Source organism: Nonomuraea sp. NPDC049419, from assembly GCF_040676995.1.
GTDB classification, from domain to species: domain Bacteria; phylum Actinomycetota; class Actinomycetes; order Streptosporangiales; family Streptosporangiaceae; genus Nonomuraea; species Nonomuraea salmonea.
The window spans coordinates 132631-152579 of record NZ_JBFAQB010000019.1; the positions used below are offsets into that span (position 1 = coordinate 132631).

The 19949-nt window shown below is 73.3% G+C and carries 17 protein-coding genes; 12 read left to right on the forward strand and 5 right to left on the reverse strand.

Going from position 1 to position 19949, the window contains the following annotated elements; genetic code table 11:
* Positions 1-4 precede the first annotated feature (4 nt).
* From AB0K12_RS38360 to AB0K12_RS38375, 4 genes are read left to right on the forward strand one after another with little or no spacing between them, the layout of a single operon-like run.
* Positions 5-796 carry an ATP-binding cassette domain-containing protein gene (locus AB0K12_RS38360; protein WP_364572341.1) on the forward strand — a complete coding sequence of 264 codons (792 nt, stop codon included), beginning with the start codon at positions 5-7 and terminating at the stop codon, positions 794-796.
* Complete coding sequence (locus tag AB0K12_RS38365; protein WP_364572343.1) at positions 787-1971, forward strand: M20 family metallopeptidase; 1185 nt, start codon at positions 787-789, stop codon at positions 1969-1971. The genes AB0K12_RS38360 and AB0K12_RS38365 overlap by 10 nt, the downstream gene beginning before the upstream one ends.
* On the forward strand, positions 1971-2969 hold the full coding sequence (locus tag AB0K12_RS38370; RefSeq protein ID WP_364572345.1) for a P1 family peptidase: 999 nt from the start codon (positions 1971-1973) through the stop codon (positions 2967-2969). The genes AB0K12_RS38365 and AB0K12_RS38370 overlap by 1 nt, the downstream gene beginning before the upstream one ends.
* A gap of 28 nt (positions 2970-2997) precedes the next feature.
* Positions 2998-4416: an aldehyde dehydrogenase family protein gene (locus AB0K12_RS38375; RefSeq protein WP_364572347.1), complete on the forward strand. Its 1419-nt coding sequence runs from the start codon at positions 2998-3000 to the stop codon at positions 4414-4416.
* Positions 4417-4606: 190 nt separating this feature from the next.
* Here AB0K12_RS38375 and AB0K12_RS38380 read toward each other — a convergent pair whose 3' ends face one another.
* Together AB0K12_RS38380 and AB0K12_RS38385 are read right to left on the reverse strand one after the other, a co-directional pair.
* Positions 4607-5368, reverse strand: a complete 762-nt coding sequence (locus tag AB0K12_RS38380; RefSeq protein WP_364572349.1) for an SDR family oxidoreductase — start codon at positions 5366-5368, stop codon at positions 4607-4609.
* Positions 5369-5429: 61 nt separating this feature from the next.
* Positions 5430-6080: a helix-turn-helix domain-containing protein gene (locus tag AB0K12_RS38385; protein ID WP_364572351.1), complete on the reverse strand. Its 651-nt coding sequence runs from the start codon at positions 6078-6080 to the stop codon at positions 5430-5432.
* Between the two features lie 80 nt (positions 6081-6160).
* Here AB0K12_RS38385 and AB0K12_RS38390 point away from each other — a divergent pair, with 80 nt between their 5' ends.
* From AB0K12_RS38390 to AB0K12_RS38405, 4 genes are all read left to right on the forward strand, one after another.
* Complete coding sequence (locus AB0K12_RS38390; protein ID WP_364572429.1) at positions 6161-7114, forward strand: NAD(P)-dependent alcohol dehydrogenase; 954 nt, start codon at positions 6161-6163, stop codon at positions 7112-7114.
* A 157-nt stretch (positions 7115-7271) separates the two neighbouring features.
* Positions 7272-11405 carry a hypothetical protein gene (locus tag AB0K12_RS38395; RefSeq protein ID WP_364572353.1) on the forward strand — a complete coding sequence of 1378 codons (4134 nt, stop codon included), beginning with the start codon at positions 7272-7274 and terminating at the stop codon, positions 11403-11405.
* A gap of 53 nt (positions 11406-11458) precedes the next feature.
* Positions 11459-11920 carry a pyridoxamine 5'-phosphate oxidase family protein gene (locus AB0K12_RS38400; protein ID WP_364572355.1) on the forward strand — a complete coding sequence of 154 codons (462 nt, stop codon included), beginning with the start codon at positions 11459-11461 and terminating at the stop codon, positions 11918-11920.
* A 125-nt stretch (positions 11921-12045) separates the two neighbouring features.
* The gene (locus AB0K12_RS38405; RefSeq protein WP_364377092.1) at positions 12046-12333 is read left to right on the forward strand and encodes a Fe-S cluster assembly protein HesB; all 288 of its coding nucleotides are present in this window, start codon (positions 12046-12048) and stop codon (positions 12331-12333) included.
* Positions 12334-12389: 56 nt separating this feature from the next.
* On the opposite strand, the gene AB0K12_RS38410 is transcribed toward AB0K12_RS38405, so the two are convergent.
* The gene (locus tag AB0K12_RS38410) at positions 12390-13370 is read right to left on the reverse strand and encodes an acetylxylan esterase (RefSeq protein WP_364572358.1); all 981 of its coding nucleotides are present in this window, start codon (positions 13368-13370) and stop codon (positions 12390-12392) included.
* A 136-nt stretch (positions 13371-13506) separates the two neighbouring features.
* Here AB0K12_RS38410 and AB0K12_RS38415 point away from each other — a divergent pair, with 136 nt between their 5' ends.
* A complete protein-coding gene (locus AB0K12_RS38415) occupies positions 13507-13761 on the forward strand; it encodes a hypothetical protein (protein ID WP_364572360.1) in 255 nt (84 codons plus the stop codon).
* A gap of 3 nt (positions 13762-13764) precedes the next feature.
* Here the strand turns inward: AB0K12_RS38415 and AB0K12_RS38420 are convergent, their stop codons facing one another.
* Positions 13765-14985, reverse strand: coding sequence for an alpha/beta hydrolase (locus AB0K12_RS38420; RefSeq protein ID WP_364572362.1), 1221 nt, complete (start codon positions 14983-14985; stop codon positions 13765-13767).
* 276 nt (positions 14986-15261) lie between these two features.
* Between AB0K12_RS38420 and AB0K12_RS38425 the strand changes: the two genes are divergently transcribed.
* The 3 genes from AB0K12_RS38425 to AB0K12_RS38435 all read left to right on the forward strand — a co-directional run bounded on the left by AB0K12_RS38425 (position 15262) and on the right by AB0K12_RS38435 (position 17933).
* Positions 15262-15813 (forward strand): DUF4142 domain-containing protein, encoded by a 552-nt coding sequence (locus AB0K12_RS38425; protein WP_364572364.1) that lies wholly within the window; start codon positions 15262-15264, stop codon positions 15811-15813.
* A gap of 254 nt (positions 15814-16067) precedes the next feature.
* Positions 16068-16727: a hypothetical protein gene (locus AB0K12_RS38430; protein WP_364572366.1), complete on the forward strand. Its 660-nt coding sequence runs from the start codon at positions 16068-16070 to the stop codon at positions 16725-16727.
* A 96-nt stretch (positions 16728-16823) separates the two neighbouring features.
* Positions 16824-17933: a PRC and DUF2382 domain-containing protein gene (locus tag AB0K12_RS38435; protein WP_364572368.1), complete on the forward strand. Its 1110-nt coding sequence runs from the start codon at positions 16824-16826 to the stop codon at positions 17931-17933.
* A gap of 67 nt (positions 17934-18000) precedes the next feature.
* Here AB0K12_RS38435 and AB0K12_RS38440 read toward each other — a convergent pair whose 3' ends face one another.
* Positions 18001-19710, reverse strand: a complete 1710-nt coding sequence (locus AB0K12_RS38440) for an exo-alpha-sialidase (RefSeq protein WP_364572370.1) — start codon at positions 19708-19710, stop codon at positions 18001-18003.
* Between the last annotated feature and the right edge of the window lie 239 nt (positions 19711-19949).

A 19949-nucleotide genomic window follows, 5' to 3' on the forward strand; every position in this document is an offset into this window, starting at 1 on the left:
CGACATGTCTGGCACCCCGCTCATCGAGGTCACCGGCCTCAGCCGCGTCTACCGCCGCCCCCGCACCTCGCTCACCAAGCCGGGCGCCGAGGTGCGCGCCCTGCGCGACGTCTCCCTGACCGTGCACCGCGGCGAGCGCTTCGGCATCGTCGGCGAGTCGGGCTCGGGCAAGTCCACCCTGCTCAGGCTGCTGTGCGGGCTCGACAGGCCCACCGCGGGCAGCATCCGCTTCGACGGCCAGGAGATCACCGGCCTGCCCGAGCGGCGGCTGCGCTTCCTGCGCGAGAACCTGCAGATCGTCTTCCAGGACCCGCTCAGCTCGCTCGACCCGCGCATGCGCGTCCGGGACCTCGTCGCCGAGCCGCTCGTCGCGCTCGGCCTGCCCGCCGGCGACAGGGTGAGCGAGCTGCTCGAGGCCGTCGGGCTGAGCGCCGACGCGGCCGAGCGCTTCCCGCACCAGTTCTCCGGCGGGCAGCGGCAGCGCATCGCGATCGCCCGCGCGCTCGCGCCCAGGCCCGCGGTGCTCGTCGCCGACGAGCCGGTCAGCGCCCTGGACGTGTCCGTGCGCGGGCAGATACTCAACCTGCTCGCCGACCTCGCCGACGAGCTGGGGCTCACGCTCGTGTTCGTCTCCCACGACCTGTCCGTGGTGCGGCACGTGTGCGCGACCGTGGCCGTGATGAGCAGGGGCGAGATCGTCGAGACCGGGCCCGTGGACGACGTCTGGGCCGCGCCCGCCCACCCGTACACGCGGGCGCTGCTGGAGGCCGTACCGACGCTGGAGGGATGGACATGATCGAGGTCGACGCCGACGGAGTGGTGGCGTTCACGCAGGCGCTGGTGCGCGTCCCCAGCACCAACGACCCGGCGAAGGGCCGCTCGGAGCAGCCCGCAGCCGACCTGGTCGCGGCCAAGATGCGCGAGTGGGGCTGGGACCCCGTCGTGTACGAGGCCGCGCCAGGCCGCCCCAACGTGGTCGCCGTCGTCGAGGGCGGCGGCGGTCCTGGGCCGACGCTGATGTTCGAGGGACACACCGACGTCGTCACCGAGGGTGACCTGTCCGCGTGGACCGTCGACCCGTTCGGCGGCGAGATCCGCGACGGGAGACTGTGGGGCCGGGGCAGCGCCGACATGAAGTCCGGCCTGGCCGCCACCCTCTACGCCACCCGCGCGCTCCAGCTCGCGGGACCGTTCCCGGGCCGGATCAAGGTGTGCGCGCTGGCCGACGAGGAGGGCCTGATGATCGGCGTGCACCACTTCGTCTCCGAGGGTCTCGCCGCCGACGTGGACGGCGCCATCGTCGCCGAGCCCGAGGAGGGCGAGATCTGCGCCGTCGCCAAGGGCGCGCTGCGGCTGCGCGTGGACCTCACCGGCAAGATGGCGCACGGCGCGATGCCGCAGCACGGCCGCAACCCCATCCAGGCCGCCGGGCCGCTGCTCGTCGGGCTGCGCGCGCTCCAGGACGAGCTGCAGGCCGCGCACCCCGCGCACGAGCACCTCGGCGCGGTGTACGTCACTCCGACCGTGCTCCAGGCCGGCTCCCAGGAGCAGGTCAACGTCATCCCCGCGGTCGCCTCGGTCTTCGTGGACGTGCGCACGATCCCCGGCGTCGAGCACAAGGACGTCGCCGACCGGGTCGCCGCGCTCGCCGCCGCCGACGGCATCACCGCCGAGGTGAGCGTGCTGGTCGACCGGCCGCCGGTGGACGTGCCCGTGACCGACCCGGTGGTCGCCGCGCTCGCCGCCGCCCACCGTACGGTGACGGGCGAGGAGCCCGTCTACGGCGGCGTGCCCGGCACCACCGACGGCACCGTGCTCACCCACTGGGGCGGCGTCCCCTCCGTCGTGTACGGCCCGGGCGGCAAGTGGATCGCCCACCAGGCCGACGAGTACGTCGAGGTCGACGACATCGTGCGCGGCACCCGCGTCTTCGCCGAGGCCGCCAGGCGCTTCCTCACCGGGGACCACTGATGCGGCCAGGACCCGCGAACGGCCTGCCGGACGTGGCCGGGCTGCGGGTCGGGCACGCCACGCGGACCGGCGACGGCCACCGCACCGGCACCACCGTCGTCCTGTGCCCGGGAGAAGGCGCCGTGGCGGGCGTGGACGTGCGCGGGGCCGCGCCGGGCACGCGTGAGACCGAGCTGCTCGACCCGCGCAACCTGGTCGAGCGGGTGCACGCCGTGGTGCTGACCGGCGGCAGCGCGTACGGGCTGGCGGCGGCCTGCGGGGTGGTGGACCGGCTGGCCGACGCCGGGGTGGGCTACCCGGTGGCGGGCGGCGTGGTGCCGATCGTGCCCGCGGCGGTCATCTTCGACCTCGGCAGGGGCGGCGCCTTCCGTGCCACCCCCGGCGCCTCCTTCGGCGCCGCCGCCTACGACGCCGCCCTGGCCGGGAACGTTCCCGGCCAGGGGAGCGTGGGCGCGGGCACCGGGGCCGTGGCGGGCGGGCTGGCCGGCGGGGTCGGCATGGCGAGCGCCGTCCTGGACGACGGCACGACCGTGGCCGCGCTCGGCGTGGTCAACGCCGCCGGATCCGTACTGGACCCGCTCGACGGCACGCTCGCCGGCGTCAGGTACGGCCTGCCCGGCGAGTTCGCCCACCTCAGAGCGCCCGACCCGGGCGAGGTGGCCGCGTGGGCTCCCGAGCGGGCGCCGTCGTTCAACACGACGATCGGCGTCGTCGCCACCGACCGCACCCTCACCAAGGCGCAGTGCGGCAAGCTCGCCGGGGTCGCCCACGACGGGCTGGCCAGGGCGATCAGGCCGGCCCACACCATGACCGACGGCGACACCGTCTTCGGCCTGGCCACCTGCGCCGCCCCCGCGCCCGGCCACGACGCCTTCCAGGACCTCCTCGCGGCGGCCGCCGACGCCTTCAGCCGCGCGGTGGCCCACGCCGTCCTGTCGGCCACCGGCCGCGACGGCGCCCCCGCCTACCTCGACGTCTTCCCGAGCGCCCATGTCTGACGAGAACCCGAAGCCTGAGGAGGCGGTCATGAAGCAGGAGTGGCCCGGCGGGCTGCCCATCGGCGGCGGCTGGGCGGAGACCGCGGACACCAGTCCGGTGATCTTCCCCTACGACGGCAGCGAGGTGGCCGCCGCGCCGCTGGGCACGCCCGAGCTCGCCGCACGGGCCCTGGACGCCGCGCTCGGCGTCGCGCCGGCGATGGCGGCGCTGCCCTCGCACGCCCGCCGCGCCGCCCTGACCGGCGCCCGTGACGCGCTGCGGGACAGGCGGGAGGAGTTCGAGCGGCTGCTGGTGCTGGAGACCGGGAAGCCGCTGGTGGACTGCCGGGTCGAGGTGGACAGGACGCTCGTGACGCTGGAGAGCGCCGCCGAGGAGGTCGCCCGGCTGCACGGCGAGACCGTCCCGCTCGACCTGCTGCCCTCAGGGGAGGGCCTGATCGGGTTCTGGACGCGCCGCCCCATCGGCGTCGTCGTCGGCATCACCGGCTTCAACTACCCGCTCCTCCTCGCCGCCCACAAGATCGCCCCGGCGGTCGCGGCGGGCTGCCCGGTGATCGTCAAGCCGGCCCCCGCCACCCCGCTCGCCACGCTCTGGCTGGTGCACCTGCTGCGCGAGTCAGGGCTGCCGCCCGAGGCCGTCCAGCTCGTCACCGGCGACGTCGAGGTGGGCAAGCGGCTGGTGGAGGACCGGCGGATCGGCGCCGTCTCGTTCACCGGCTCGGCCGCCGCCGGACACGCCATCGCCCGCGCCGCCGCCCCCACCAAGGTCCTGCTGGAGCTGGGCTCGAACGCGGCGCTCGTGGTGGCCGCGGACGCCGACCTGGAGGCCGCCGCCGACGCCGTCGTCAGGGGCGGCTACTACGCCTCGGGCCAGGCGTGCATCTCCGTGCAGCGGGTGCTGGTGGAGGAGGCGGCGGCGGAGGCGTTCACCGCGCTGGTGGCCGAGCGGGTCAAGGGCGTGGAGGTCGGCGACCCGCGCCTGCCGGGCACGCGCGTGGCGCCGCTCATCGACCAGGCCGCCACCGACCGCGTCCTCGGCTGGATCGCCGCCTCCGGGGCCGAGGTGGTCACCGGCGGGCACCGCGAGGGACGGTCCATCGCGCCGACGGTGCTCGCAGGGGTGCCCGACGGGGCCGCCGCCTGGGACGAGGAGATCTTCGGGCCCGTCGTGTGCGTGCGCCCCGTGCCCTCGCTGGAGGCCGCGTTCGACGCCGTCAACGCCTCGCGGTACGGCCTGCACGCCGCCGTCTACACCCGCTCCCTGGCCACGGCGTTCGCCGCCATCGAGCGCATCGAGGCCGGGGGAGTGGTGGTCAACGAGGTGCCGGGGTTCCGGGCGGACAACATGCCGTACGGGGGTGTCAAGGACTCGGGCGCGGGCCGCGAGGGCCCCCGCTTCGCGATCGAGGAGCTGACCGTCACCCGGATGGCCATCATCCGCCCCTGACCCACCCCGACCGGCCCCTGATCCACCCCGACCGGCCCCGGCCCGCCGTGGCCGGCCGCAGGGCTGGGCCGCCGATCCGGCGCCGTGTCCTGTTCCCCGGCTCCCGGCCGATCCCGGAAGGGCCGGCTGTTGGGCCCGCTCCCGGCCATGGGGGGCGGGCCCGGTTTCGCCTGCCTTCCTTGAAGGCGTGTCAGTTGGGCGGGTCGAAGCGGCCGTCCACGGCCGTCCAGCCGCCGTCCACGTACAGGACGGAGCCGGTGACGAAGCTGGACGCGCCGCTCGCCAGGTAGACCACCGCGCCGGCCAGCTCCTCGGGGGCGGCCCAGCGGCCGAGCGCGCTCTTGGCGGCGTACGCGTCGTACCAGGCCGGGTCGTCCTTGATCTGGCGGGTCAGCGGCGTCTCCACGACGCCGGGCGCGATGGCGTTGACCCGCACCCCGCTCGGCCCGAACTCGGCCGCCGCCGTCCGCAGCAGCTGCACCAGCCCGGCCTTCGTGGCCGAGTAGACGCCCTGGCCAGGCTCGGTGACGGAGGCGCGGATGGAGGCGAACCCGATGATCGACCCGCGGCCCCGCTCCACCATGCCCGCACCGAAGGCGCGTACGACGTCGAAGGAGGCCCGCAGGTTGAGCCCCACCACCCGGTCGAACTCCTCGCCGGAGTAGTCGAGCAGCCGCTTGCGCACGTTCGTCGCCGCGGTGAACACCAGCACGTCGGCCGGCTCCTCGGCGGCCAGCGCCCGCACCGCGTCGCCGTCCAGCACGTCGAGCAGCCGGGCGCTGCCGCCGCACCCGTCGGCGGTCTCGGTGGCGGTGGCGAGGTCGCGGTCCGCACACACCACGTGGGCGCCGTGAGCGGCCAGCGCCAGCGCGGACTCCCTGCCGATGCCGCTCCCCGCCCCGATCACCACGGCCCGCAAACCGTCCAAGCGGAACAACGTGTCATATTTCATACGCCGACCTTAGCCCCCGGCCCGCCGCCCGCCTGCTCGGCAGGTGCCACCGCGGCGCCGCTCAGGACAGGGACGGGATGACGTGGTCGAGCGCCAGCGGCGGCGCGGGCGGCAGCGGCGCGGCGTTCTCGGCGCGGAACGCCTGCAGCAGGTACGCCACCAGCCGCCGCGACGCGGCCTGCGCCCGGTCACCGGCGCCGTCGGTCACGGCACAGTTGGCCTGCAGCAGCAGGAGAAAATCGGCGAAGACGAAGTCGGCGCGCAGCCGCCCGGCGGCCTTGGCCCGGCGGATGATCTCGTCGAACCCCTGCTCGGCCCGCCGCCGCGCCCGCTCGAAGTCGACCGCCTGCGGGAACGCGGTCAGGAACGCCCCCGTGAACCCGTGGTCGGCGACCTGCATCGCGCACACCTTCTCGACCGCGCGCTGGAAGGCGTGCCACGGGTCGGGGTCGGCCAGCGCCTCCTCGACCGCCGACGCGCACGACGCGAGCTGGTCGGAGAACACCTCGGTGATCAGCGACTCGCGGGAGGGGAAGCGCCGGTAGAGCGTGGCGACGCCGACCCCGGCCCGCCGCGCGATGGCCGCCATCGGCACGTCGAGCCCGCGCGTCGAGAACGCCTCCCGCGCCGCGTCGAGTATGCGCTCCCGGTTGTGCTCGGCGTCGGCGCGCAGCTGTGCCCGCTCGGCGATTTGAGAGGGATGACCAGGCATGTTTCTCACATTAGCCGAAGTGGAGAGTGCCGTCCGTTTCGCTGGCTACCGTCGCAAACGTGAACACAGTGAACGAGACGATGCGCGCGATCCTGTTCGACCGATACGGCCCGCCCGAGGTCCTGTACGCGGGCACGCTGCCCAAGCCGGTCCCCGGCAAAGGAGAGGTCCTGGTGCGCGTGCACGCGGTCAGCGTCAACGGCGGCGAGCTGCACGGCAGGGCGGGCGAGCTGCGGCTGGTCACGGACCTGATGGGCCGGGGCTTCCCGAAGCGCATGGGGCTGGACTTCGCCGGCGAGGTCGCCGCGCTCGGCCCCGGCGCCACCGGCCCGAAGGTGGGCGACCGGGTGTGGGGCGCGCTCGGCAGGACGTTCGGCAGCCTCGCCGAATACGTCGTCGTCCGCCCCCGCCAGATCGCCCTGGTGCCGCAGGGGATCGACCTCGTCGAGGCGGCGGCCCTGCCCGTGGGCGCGGTCGCCATCACCGCCCTGCGCGACAAGGCCGGGCTGCGCCCGGGGGAGCGGCTGCTGGTGCGCGGCGGCAGCGGCGGCGTGGGCCACGTCGCCGTGCAGCTCGGCAGGGCGTACGGGGCGCACGTCACCGCCCTCGCCGGGGCCCGCACGCTGGACTTCGTCCGCGGCCTCGGCGCGCACGAGGCGTACGACTACGCCACCACGACCCCGTCCGAGCTGGGCCGCTTCGACGTGGTCCTGGACACCGCCGGCACCGAGCACCCGGCTTACCGCGCGCTGCTCGCGCCCGGCGGGCGCATGGTGGCGATCGCGTTCGACCTGCGCCGCCTCGTCCCGTCGCTGGCCTACATCGCCGCCTCGGCCCGCCACGGCCGCGCCCGCGTGCGCGCCTTCAGCGGCAGGCCCACGACCAGGCTCCTCACCGACCTGGCCTGGCACGTCGCGAAGGGCGAGCTGCGGCCGGCCGTGGACCGGGTCTTCCCGCTGGAGGAGGCCGCCGCCGCGCACCGGGCGCTGGAGGCGGGCGGCGTGCGCGGCAAGATCGTCGTCAAGGTCGTCTAGAACCCTGTTCTGGGCCCTGATCAGCGGCGAAACCCACCCCCGGAGAAAAATTGGAGCCCCACGTCGGGCGGGGTTTGACGGGCTGTGAGGAAATGTGGTCATCTCGTGACCAATGTTTCTGATGGGATGAACCGAGATAGGTCGGGGGAAACGCTCAATGCCGCACGCCCTCCTGCGCGTGCTCGCTTCGACGACGATCGCAGGCACGGTCCTGACCGCCGTGCCACAGCCGGCCCAGGCACAGGCCCCGCTCCAGCAGGCCCAGCTCCAGGAGGCCCAGCTCCAGCAGGCCCAGCTCCAGCAGGCCCAGCTCCAGAAGGCACTGTCCGCCGGCGCCAAGCCCGTACCGGCCGTCGAAGAGCCGCCGGCCGCCGTCGTCAACGTCCAGAAGCAGCCCTCGCTGGCGCTGCGACCGGCCGGCGAGCAGCGGGTGGGACCCGCCGCGCCAGAGGTGACCACGCCCGCGGGCCCCGGCCTGGTCGGCCAGGTCACCTCCGGCGCCGCCGCCGTGCAGGAGCAGCAGGGGTTCGGCAAGGGGGCGCCCGACGCGGGCGACATGCTCCCCGACACCTCGCAGGCCAAGCCGCTGGGCCTGGCCAAGCCGCTGGAGTCGGTGACCAAGGGCTTCGACGGGCTCGGCGCGCTGCTGGGCAAGGCCACGACCAAGGTGCTGCCCCAGACCTCGAAGACGGCGTCGAAAGCGGTGTCGGGGGTGACCTATCGGCTGTGCGTGGAGAGCGCCGAGGTGCCGGTGTCCTGCTCGATCCGGCAGCCCGTCGGCGTGCCGGTGGCCGCCGACGTCACCGGCGACGACAGGCCCGACCTCGTCGCCGGGCTGGTGCCCGTCGCCAACCCGGGGCAGGGCTCGGTCGGCGTCACGTTCGCCGTCAAGAGCCTCGCGGGGCAGAGTCTCAGGGCGCAGGTCTGGGCCGAGTACGACGGCAAGGTCTCGGTCGGCTTCGACGGCCTGCGCCGCGGGTCGTCGCTGTCGGCGTCCGACAAGGGCACGTTCACCGTGGACCTGGCGGGCAAGCGGGTCAAGGCCGTCGTCAGGCGCAAGGAGCCCGGCGCGTCCGCCGCGCTCGTCGCCGGGCTGACCGGCCGCGCCTCCGTGAGCCTGCGCCAGACTCCGGCCACCCCCGAGCTGACCGTGAACGCCACCCTCGGCGAACCCTCGCTCGACGTCGCCGCCTCCGCCCCCGCCAGGGTCGAGGCGCTCGCCGTGAACGGCCGCCGCCTCACCCACGCCGTGCTCGACCGCATGGGCACCCGCGCAGCGGTGCGCGTGTCCGGCGGCAAGGTCAGTTTCACCAGCCCGGCCACGGTGGGCCGGGCCGTGCTGGACGACCTCGTCTACCGCGACGGCCGCCTGTCGCGCGTCATCCGCGCCGAGATGGACCGGCTGCCGCCCGCCTTCACCGCCCAGTACCGCTCGGCGAAGAACAAGCAGACGCTCTCCACCGCCACGGCCAAGGGCACCTCGGGCCCGGCCAGCCTCGTCTTCTACGACCGCGCCGCCGGTCAGACCGTGATCAAGGCCGAGCTGAGCGCGCTGCCCGCCAAGGTCCGCGTGGTCAACGACATGGCGGCGCACCGCGTCACCCACACCTCCAGCGCCCCCATCCGCGATCTCGGCCTGGTGCTGCAGCGGGGCGGCGGCGCGATCTCCACTCCGCGCGGCAGCCACGTCACGATGATCAAGGACGGTGCCGCCGTCGGCGTGTCGGGGCGGCTGTCGGGGCTGCGCGGGTTCGACGTCACGTACGGGGCCACGCCGCACGCTCACCTCGACGCCGCGTCGGGCGGCGGGCCCTTCGTGGGCGCCGCCAGCATCGACCGCACCCACGTGGCCCGGCTCGAACTGTCCAACACGCCTTCCACCGTGGACGTCACCCTCGACCCCGCCGCCCGCAAGGCGGTCTACCGGGCCGGGGGTGTCATCGGCACGGTGCGTGCCGCGTACGCGAACCTCAAGTCGGGACCCACCGTGGACGGCACCGTGCTCGGCGTGCGCGACGACGTGCAGGCGTCGTGGGCGCTCGGCGAGCGCTCGACGGTCAAGGTGGAGAGCTCCGGCAAGGTGCGGTCCATACGGATTTATGCCAATAAAGCGCACGTCACGACGCCGTCCGGCGAGGACGTCCGCGCCGTCGTCGAAGGCGTGCGCAAGCGCGCCGAACTCGTCGCCGACACCAAGGCCCACACCCTCACCTGGGACTCCGACGGGCCGGTGACCAAGGTGACCGCGCTGGCCAGGGTCAAGCTCGGCAACCGGTACGCCAGGGCCGCCGCCCAGGTCACCGGCGTCCCCGCGAAGTTCGACGCCTCCTGGGACGGCGGCTCCTACCGCTTCCGCGGCGTGTCGGGCCCCGTCGGTTCGGCCGAGGTGGCCTTCACCAACCACGACCGCGCCACGTCCCCCACGGGCCCGCACCTCGCCGCCCACTACGACCAGGCCACCGGCGACCTCGACGCCAGCGTCCGCGTCACCAGGCTGAAGCAGGTCGAGCTGACCCCGGCCGCACAGGGCTTCACCGCCGGCCTGGACGCCGGAGGCCGCACCATGACCGTGGACGCCGACATCCGGCGCGGCGACGACCGGTTCGGCCTCATCGGCACCGTCGGGCCCGTGCCGGGCAGGCTGGCCGTCGCCTCCGAGGGAGGCAAGCTCACCTACACCGGCTCCCGCCTCGACGTCCGCGCCCGCGCCTGGCTCGGCAAGACCGCCGCGCTCGACCGCATGCGGGCCGCGCCCGCCGTGACCGGCGGCGTGTCGCTGGTGGACGGCGCCTGCGTCCCCGGACGTCCCGGCTGCTCGCAGGGAGCCTTCTGCGTGGCCCAGCGCGGCTGCTTCGGCCTGCAGGGTTACATCGACGTCAGCGGCCTGCCCGAGCAGGTCTCGGTGGACCTCGGCGGCAAGACGTTCGGCTTCTCCGGGTTCCGGCCCAAGAACCGCACCCTGGACGTCTACCTCGCCAGCAACGTGCTGTCGCCGGTGCCCGTCAAAGCCAGGGCCAGGCTGACCGGGCTGCCGGAGAAGATCACCGGCATGTCGCTCGGGCCCATCACCGTGGCGCAGGGCAACGCCGTGCAGGCCGCGTACCGCATCGAGCCCGCCGCCACGCTCGGCAAGCTGGATGTGCGGGCCGAGGCCGCCGGGCTGCGCGGCCACCTCGCCATCGACCCCGTGCCCGCCTCCGTCGCCTTCCAGGGCACGTACGGCGCCAAGACCCGCATCAGGGTCACCAACTCCGCGCCCGTCAAGCACCTCAGCGCCAAGGTCACGCTGCCCGGCAAGGGCACCGGCGAGCTGCGCTTCTCCGACGTGCCCGCCGTCTTCGGCGTGGACGCCGACGCCTCGGCCGCCGGGCTCAGCGTGCCGGCGGTCACCTACAAGGCGATCGGGAACGTCAACACGCTCGACGGCCGGCTCAGCGTCGAAGGCGGCCTGATCGACCCGTCGGGGCGGCTCGGCGACGTCGCCTTCGCCGTCCGCGACCTGGCCGCCGACACCACCGTCAGGCTCAACCCCGACCAGTCGCTCGACCTCGTCTCCAAGCCGGTGCCCACCGGGCGCATCACCGTGCGCGGCGGGCTGCGCGTCGACGCCGTGCCCGCGCAGAAGCTCGCCGTGCACAAGGAGGTGCCGTCCACGGGCGGGTTCCTGACGTACCACGTCGGCGGGCGGTTCGGGGTGCGCAAGAGCTCCGTCGAGCAGGTCACGCTGAGCATCTCCCGCATGTCGTGGCTGCGGCTGCGGCCCGGCAGGATCCCGTTCGGGCTCAAGGCGCCCGCCGCGCTCGGGTACGTCGCCCCCGGCTTCGAGGGGTCGTACGGCACCCTCAAGATCGCGGCCAAGGGCGTCAACCTGCGGCCGGACGTCAAGCTGGACATCAAGCTGAGCCGCAAGGTCGGCGCCGACGTCTTCCGCGAGTCCGTCCGCATCGGCCGCGCCACCTCGCTCGCCCTGCGCCGCTACGACCAGCGCATGCGGCCCGTCGGGCACAAGCAGGAGGTCAAGGCCGCCGGCATCAGCCTGGCCTGCGTGAGCGTGGACGCCAAACCCGGCTTCGCCGCCGGGGGCCGCGCCGCCGACACGATCACGCTGCGCGGCGCCGACGGGCCCCAGATGGTCTCGCTGCTGGACCCCGGCGGTCAGGTGCCCGACTACGCGGTGGACCTGCTGACGCACTTCATGAGCCCGTTCCCCGGGGCGGAGTGGAAGGTGGCCGGGCTCGACGCCGGCTCCTGCGGCTCTGACCGGCCCGCCTCCCGGACGTCCGACCGCTAGGTCTCGTCCATAATGTCGGCTTAGATCCTCGCAGCCCGACAGGAGAGGTACGCATGTCCATGCCCGCCCCACGCACCCCGGAACAGCGCAAGCAGGACACCCTGCACCGTCTCGAACACGACGTGGACGCCTGGGTGGCCACCGCCGGTGCGGACGGGACGCCGTACATGGTGCCGCTGTCGTTCCTCTGGGACGGCGAGTCGATCATCGTCGCCACCACCGGCGCCAGCCCGACCGGTCGCAACCTGCTGGCCAACGGCAAGGTGCGGGTGGGCATCGGCCTGGTGCGCGACGTGGTGCTGGTGGAGGGCACCGCCCGCGCCACGCCGGCCGGCGAGCTGCCCGCCGACGCCGGCGACGCCTTCGCCGCCAAGGCCGGCTTCGACCCCCGCAAGGAGCCCGAGTCCTACTACTACTTCCACATCACGCCCCGCCGCCTCCAGGCGTGGCGCGAAGCCAACGAACTCGCGGGCCGCACCCTGCTCCGCGACGGCACCTGGACTGTCACCTCCTGAGCGCCGGCCCCCACCTGGTCCAGCGGCCCGAATTCCGGGTAAAGAAACCCGTCAGGGAGGGTTGAGGCGCGGTGTGGAGGGAAGGGCAGGCAATTCCTGAACGTCGAACGTGAGGAGGAGCCGTAGTGCTCACCCTGACAGCCAACGCAGCCCAGGCGATCCGCGATCTGACCGCGGCGGCGCCCGAGCCTTCCCAGAGCGGGATCCGCATCTCGTCTCAGGGAGAGGGCGCCAGCTCGCTCACCCTCACCCTGGCCACCGCCCCCGAACCGGCGGACGCGGTGGTCGAGTCGGAGGGCGCGCGAGTCTATCTCGACCCTGTGGCGGCGACCGTGCTGGAGGACAAGTCCCTGGACGCCGGAGCCGATGACCAGGGGAGCGTGTCGTTCCTGGTCACCGAGCAGCCCGCTTGAGGCGGCCCTGCCGCGCCCGAGGCGACTTGGGCGCGGCGGGGTCCCTCCTGATCCGATCAGCCGTCGGACAGCAGCTTGTGCAGGTAGCGCACCTGCTCCTCCGACTGATAGCCGCTCCCGCCCTCGTGGTTGTTCCACGGATAGACGTTGATCTCCTTCGGGCCCTGCCAGTGGTTGTAGGCGGCGAACACCGTGGACGGCGGGCAGATGTCGTCCATCAGCGCCACCGAGTACAGCGCGGGCACCCGGGCGCGGGCGGCGAAGTTCATCCCGTCGAAGTACGCCAGCGTGCGGAACACCTGGTCGGCCGCGTCCCTGCGGGTGGCGAGGTAGCGCACCAGCTCCTGGTACGGGTCGCGCGGCGTGATCTCCACCGCCCGCCTGAAGTGCGACAGGAACGGCACGTCGATGAGCGCCGCCTTGACGCCCTGGTGCAGCGCGGCCGTGGCCTGCGCGATGGCGCCGCCCTGGCTGCCGCCCGCCACCACGATCCTGCTCGCGTCCACCGCGGGATGCCCGGCCGCCGCGTCCACCGCCCGCACGGCGTCGGTGAAGACCCGCCGGTAGTAGTAGTCGGCGGGGTCGAGGATGCCGCGCGTCATCATGCCGGGCGCCTGCGCGCCGGCCGAGCCGTGCGGGTCGCCGGTGACGCCGGGGCTGTTGACGTTGGCGCCGCCGTGGCCGCGCGTCTCCATCACGAACACCGCGTACCCGGCGGCCGGCCACAGCAGGTGGTCCTTCGGGAAGCCGCGTCCTCCGCTGTAGCCGATGTAGTGCATCACGCAGGGCAGCGGGCCCTGCGCGCCGCTCGGCAGCAGGAACCAGCCGTTGATGCGGTGCCCGCCCCAGCCGGCGAACGACACGTCGAACACGTCCACGCCCGCCAGGGGCAGGTCGTAGGGGACGTACTCGGCGGCCAGGTCGTGCTCTCTGGCCTCGGCGAGGGTCGCCGTCCAGAACGCGTCGAAGTCGGCGGGCTCGTCACGGTCGGGGAGGTAGGTACGAAGGTGCTCGAGCGGCAGGTCGAACAGTGGCACGTCGGTGACTCCAGCTGTGTAGAGAGGTTCCTGATATTTCACCCCAAAGCGGAGGAAAGCGCTATCCCGCGTGCTTTTTCCACTGAAGGCGTCATATCTGGGTAGGCGCTGACCCGTGACGGAACATGTTATCCAGGTGCCTTACTCTCACCTTCACCCCGGTTTGGTCCTCGACGCGCCCGCGGACACGCACGACTTTCTCGTCCTCTTCGGCGACGACTCCGAGTCCCGCGCCCAGCTGCTCCACGATCACACGGGGCGGCCGGTGCTGCGGATGGGCGGATACATGACGGCGAACGGGACGGTGATCGACGAGCGCGTGTGGACCATCCGCGAGAGCGCCCGCCACGGCCCCCGCCTCCACCTGCGCCTCGGCGACTCCCTTCCCTGACCTCTAAGCGGGACCCTTGTAGTCCGGGGGAGGGGCGTCGCCCTCGTAGACGGTGAGCGGACGGTCGGTGAGGAAGGCCCCCAGAAGCCGCAGATGGGCGGTGTGGCGATCGCGTCCCCCGGTCTCGCCCAGGTAGGCGAGGCGGGCGTCGGGCAGCGCCTCCCGGTACGCGGCCGCCGCCGACCAGCTCTCCGTGTCGCAGGCGCCCTTGACGATCAGTACGGGCACGTTCACCGCCCCCAGGTCCGCACGCAGCGACGCGGGCGCCGGCCGCCCGGCCAGCGCGACGTAACCTCCGGCGGCACCCTCCTCGGCGGGGGAGGGGCAGGGCGCCGCGGCGGCCCTGCGCACGCGGGCGAGGTGCGCCGACAGGCCCGGGTCGCCGGCGAAGGCGTGCGCGGCGACCGGGTCAACCTGGAGGAGCGTGGCGACGGCGAGCGTACGGGGGCCGGGCAGAGCCCCTGGGCTGAGCAGTGCCGAGGTGGCGGGGCGGGACGGGGTGAGCCCGTCGGGGGAGTACAGGGCAGCCCTGGCGACCCGGCCTGGATGGTGTACGAGATAGGCGGCGGCGAGCTGGGCCCCGTGGTCGCGGGCCACCAGGTTGAGTCGCTCGGCGCCGATGAGGCGGCGGACGGGCTCCAGGTCGGCGACGTCGCGGTCGAGGCCGTAGCCGCGCGGGTCGTCGAGCCGGGCGGAGCGTCCGGCGCCGAGCTGGTCATAGACATACACGTCGAAACCCTCGGACGCCAGCCGCCCGTAGAACGCCGCGTCCCGCTCCAGATCGCCCACTCCAGGGCCGCCGTGCAGGAACACCACCGGCTCCGCCCGCGTGACCCGCTTCGGCGCGGTACGCACGTACGCCAGCCGCGAACCCGTCGGCAACCGCCACTCCCGCTGCCCGGCCACCTTGGCGGGCGCGGCCGGCGACGGCGGCGGCGGCCCGAGCGTGGCCGCGGCGGCCTGCCAGACCACCAGCGCCTCCACGGCGAGCAGCGCCACCGCCCGCACCCAGCGCCCCCACACCGCTCTCGGCCTGGGCACGCACAGCAGCAGCCCGAGGAAGAACACCGACGCGAACACCGCCAGCCCCGTCACCGCGAACACCACCGGCCGCGCCCCCACCATCGCGGTCCCGGCCAGTCCGGCCAGCCCCAGCACCGGCGAGAGCGCCAGCACCCCGGCGCCCGCCACCACCCGCCCTGCCAGCCTGGCGACTGAAACCACGCAGGGGACGTTAGTGCAATCCACCCCAAAGAGGGGCGAAAAGGCGCAGAACGCTCCGAGTTTCGCGGTGGCCACGCCGGGCAGGCGATGCGGATGATCAGAAGGTGCGGAGCGCGCGACAGCGTGCGGCGCGCCTGCGAAGGCCGGAGCACCGGGCATGGCTCTGGACGGCGTGGCGGTGGGAGGCGCGCCTGCGGATGCGGAGGTGCCGGGTGGGGCTCTGGACGGCGATTACGCTTTGTGCGTGAGATGTATCACTCCGTCATAGGAAGCCTCATGCGCACACGTCTGACCCTTCCACTCGCCGCCGTGGCCCTCGCCGTCCTGACCGGCTGCTCCGGTCAGCAGCCGCCGCCGCAGAGCGCCGCCGCCGTTCCAGGGCCCACCGGCGAGCAGCCGTCCGAGCAGGACAAGACCTGGATGCGGGCCATCCACCAGGCCAACCTGACGGAGGTCCAGGCGGGACGGCTGGCCCAGGGCAAGGCCACCACCAAGCCGATCAAGCAGGTCGGCGAGATGCTCGTCAAGGACCACACCAAGCTCGACACCAAGGTCACCCGGACGGCCGAGCAGCAGGGCATCGACCTGCCCACCTCGCCGTCGCCGGAGCAGCACGAGCTGCTCAGCCGCATCAGGGAGGTCAGCGGGCAGGACTTCGACCAGGACTTCCTGTCCGGGATGATCAAGGCGCACCGCGAGGCGCTGAACGCCACGAAGACCGAGATCTCCAAGGGCTCCGCGCCGGCGGTGGTGGCGCTGGCCAAGTCGGCGGCCCCGTCCCTGGAGCAGCACCTCAAGGCCCTGCGCAAGGCCCAGGGCAGCGGCTGACCGAGCACGACGAACCGCGAAGGAGGCGATGGGCGATGAGCGGTACGGACAGGGGGACGGACGGCACAACGGACAACGCCACGAGCAGTGGGACAGGCGCCGCGCCGAGCGGCGTGACGGATGGGAGGACCGCCGGCGGCGCGGGAGGCGCGCCGCATGAGAGGGCAGGTGGCGCGGCGCGCAAGGGGCCGGGTGGCGCGGCGCGCAAGGCGCCGGGTGGTGGGGCGGATGAGGTCACGCGAAAGCTCGGGGTCGTGGCCGCGGCGGTGGCGCGGCAGGTGACGCGGTGGGTGGCGCTGTGGGTGGCGGTGGTGCGGCGTGGAAGGGCGCTGCATCCGCGTGGGCTGCTGCTGCGGGCGACGCTCACCGTCGAGTCGGAGTTGCTCGGGGAGCACGGCGAGCACGAGGTGCCGGTGCGCCTGTCCAAGGGGGTGTCGCTGCCGGGCCGGCTGCCCGACGTGCTGGGTCTCGCCGTACGCCTGCCCAACGGCGTGGACCTGCTGCTGTCCACCGGGTACGGGTTCGTCCCGGTGCCGAGGCGTGGCTTCACCTCGGGCCCCTACTCCACGCTGGCCTCTTACTACTGCGGGCAGCGGCGGTGCCGGATCGTGGCCAGGCCGGAGGGCGGACGGCGGGTGCCGGTCGATCCGGCGGAGCTGCCGGGCGTGCTGGAGCGCAGGGACCTGGTGTTCCACCTGTGGGCGGGGGTGCGGCACCTGGGGAGGCTGTGCATCCACACCGCTCTGCCGGACAATGACCTGACCTTCGACCCGCTCGTCAACAGCGTCCCTCACCTGCGTCCGGCGAGCCGCCTCCAAGTACTGCGCGGCGCCGCGTACGCGGGGTCGAGGCGGGGCAGGGGCGCGAAGCTGGGCGACGGCGGGGAATGGCCCGAGAGCCGTTCCGTGAAATAGGCCGAAACGTGCCCAACCCCTGTACGGCTTTGCGGTGATCTGGGGTATTTGTCCCTCTTGAACCAGGACGAACACATCAGGGGGATCGTCGTGGCTATGAACACAGAGATCCGCAACCTGCTCGACTGCCATGTCGTGGGGTCGGACGGACAGTCGATCGGGAAGGTGGGCCAGGTCTACCTCAACGACCGCACCGGCGAGCCCGAGTGGGTGACCGTACGCACAGGGTTCTTCGGCATGAAGCAGACCTTCGTGCCGCTCCAGGACGCCCGCCGCTCGGGCGAGGAGATCCGGGTCCCCTTCGACAAGGAGATGATCAAGGGGGCGCCGAACATCGACGTGGACGGCCGCCTGTCCCTCGACGAGGAGGCCGACCTCTACCGCTACTACGGCATGCGGCCGACGGACGTCCCGCGCCAGCGGCCGGCCGACTTCGGCGACACCGGCGAGCGGCAGGGCTTCGCCACGGACAGCCGCGAGGGCCTGGCCGCCGGCGGCCCCGGCCTCATGGACGAGCCCGGCACAGGAACCGGCACAGGAACCGGCACAGGAGTCGGCGCGGGGGTCGGAACAGGGACGGGCGCAGGGCTGGGCATGGGTTCCGGCATGTCCGACATGGACAGGTCCGACGGCCTCGACGAGTCCGACCGCCTCATCGGCGACACGCCCGGAACGACCGACGAGCCCGGCCTGATGCCCGAAGGCAGAACCATGGGCCTGAAAGACGACCAGCCCAGAGGCTTCACCGATGAGCCCAGAGGCTTCGCCGGCGAGACCGGCGGCTTCGCCGAGGACCGCGACATCGACATGACGCGCTCGGAGGAGCAGCTCCACATCGGCAAGGAGCGCAGGGAGTCAGGCCGCGTACGCCTGCACAAGTACGTGGAAACGGAAAACGTCCAGGAATCGGTCCCGCTCTCGCACGAGGAGGTCGTCATAGAGCGCGAGGACATTCGCGACGCCGGATGGTCCGGAGCGTACGAGATAGGCGCCGAGGATCGCGAGATGATCCTGCACGAGGAGCGCCCGGTGATCGGCAAGGAGACCGTCCCGGTCGAGCGCATTCACGTGCACAAGCAGGACGTCCAGGGCGAGGAGATCGTCGAGGGGCAGATCCGCAGAGAGCGCCTGGAGATCGACGAGGAGGGCCCGACCAGGGACGACGGGGGCTACGGCCGCGAAGAAGGGTTCCCGCCGCGGCGGTGAAAGGGAATGCGCCGGGCGGCCGCCGCCCGGCGTTTCCAAAAACGGCTCGAAAAAAGCCGGAAAAGGCTCAGGAATAGAGCTCGATCTCATTCAGCATGCTGCATTCGGGTCCGATCTCCGCGTCGCATCCGGACGCGGCCGGTAGGACGACCTTGACGTATCGGGCGGTCCGCCCGACCGTCGCGTACCGGAGCGCGTAATCGGTCCGATCCTTGACGGTGACCACCGGCGGGCCCCACGTGCGTCCGTCCTGTGAGACGTACACGCGGGCCGAGGCGGGATGTCCAGGCCGGAGGCTGAGCCCGACGCGGCTGATGGTCTGGGGACGGGAGAAGCGCAGGACGTACCGGCCGGGCCCGGCGGCGACCGCGCTCGACCAGTAGCCGGTGCTGCCGTCGAAGGCACCGCCTGGACCGGTGCGCGGCCGGTACGGGCTCGTCCACCGCATGGTGGTGGAGACCCGGAGCTCGCCCCGCCGCCGCAGGCCGGCCAGGTCGATCCGGCTGCCGGGGACGGCGACGTCGAAGAGCAGCCGCTTGATCGCGTACCAGCCGCCGTGCTCGAACCGCCCGTGCGCCGGGCAGGCGGTCTCGTCGAGCAGCCCGCTGGGCCGCACCCCGGGCAGCTTGCAGTTGTCGAACACCTGGATCAGCCGGTGCGGCCCCACGGCGGCGAGCCCGGTGTAGCCGGACGAGCCGTGCGCGGCCCAGATGCCGTCGCGGTTGTGGTAGGTCACCCGCGGCTCCCGCCACGTCTCGCCGAGCCCGTCGGGCGAGAGCGCGAGCCAGTTGTCCGGCCGCCCCGCACTGAGCACGAGCGTCCCGCCCGGCATCAGCAGCAGCCGCGGCGCCACGCCGCGCACCACGCAGTCGAGCCCGGCGAAGCGCAGCTCGCGGGCGGGCGTCCAGGTGTGGCCGCCGTCGGGCGAGCGGCTCTGCCACAGCGTCGCGTACGGCCCGCCGTCGCGCCGCAGCACCGCCACCAGGCTCCCGTCCACCGCCTGCGCGATCGCGGCCTCGGTGAACTGGAACCCGCCGCCCGGCTCGGCGATGACCCCGCGCCTGGCGAAGGTGCGGCCGCCGTCGCCGCTGGCGTACACCTCGGCCTGGTAGGCGTCCACCGGGGCGTAGCGGGCGTACACGGTGATGAGGATCGTGCCGTCGGCGAGCTGCAGCGGCGTGCCGTGCGCGGCGCCGCCGGGCAGCAGCTCGCCCGGCGTGACCAGCGTCGACTCCGAGCGCAGCCAGCTCTCGCCGTCGGAGAGCGCCGACGAGGTGAGCACGCCGAGCCGCGCGGTGTGCGGCCCGGTGCGGTGCGGATAGTACTCGGTGGCGAAGAACCGGCCGTCGAGCAGCTCGACCGGCGACTCGCGCAGCGGCGTGGGGCCGGCCGGGCCGAACGTGCGCCCGTCGTCGTCGGAGACGGCCGCCGAGCTGGTGAGGACGACCACCCGGTCCACGTTCGTGGTGAAGGTGGTGATGACCTTGCGGGCGGGCCGGCCGCGCGGCCCCGTGACGTCGAGCGCCGACACATTGGGGAACCCGGCGAAGTCGAGCCGCTCGGTGTTCGTCGGCTCCGGCGCGAGGGGCGCGGGATGCGGATGGATCCAGCCCAGTGAGGAAGCAGTATCGATGAGGTAAGCCCCGGACTGGAGGGAGTGTTCCGGTAGCACGCAGTAACCGGGGCCGCCGTCCGCCTTGACGGGCCATCCGGCCGGTACGAGGGCCGCCGACATGCCCACCGACAGGCCCACGACCATGGATCTTGGCACCAGCACGCGCTCGCTCCCCGGCTCGACTCCACGACCGTCGGCACCACAGCGAACTTTAGATCATCGACAGCGCGTCACCCGGCATTCACCTGCGGGAAGTCGGCGGTTCACGGCCTTACCCACCTTCGGGCGTGGCCAGCCATACCAGATGCGTAAAGTGACAGTTGACAGAGAACCGGCTCCTGACGACGATCGGGACGGCACTATTAAGTGTCAATTTACGTAGGTCGGGTCAGGAGGTGGCC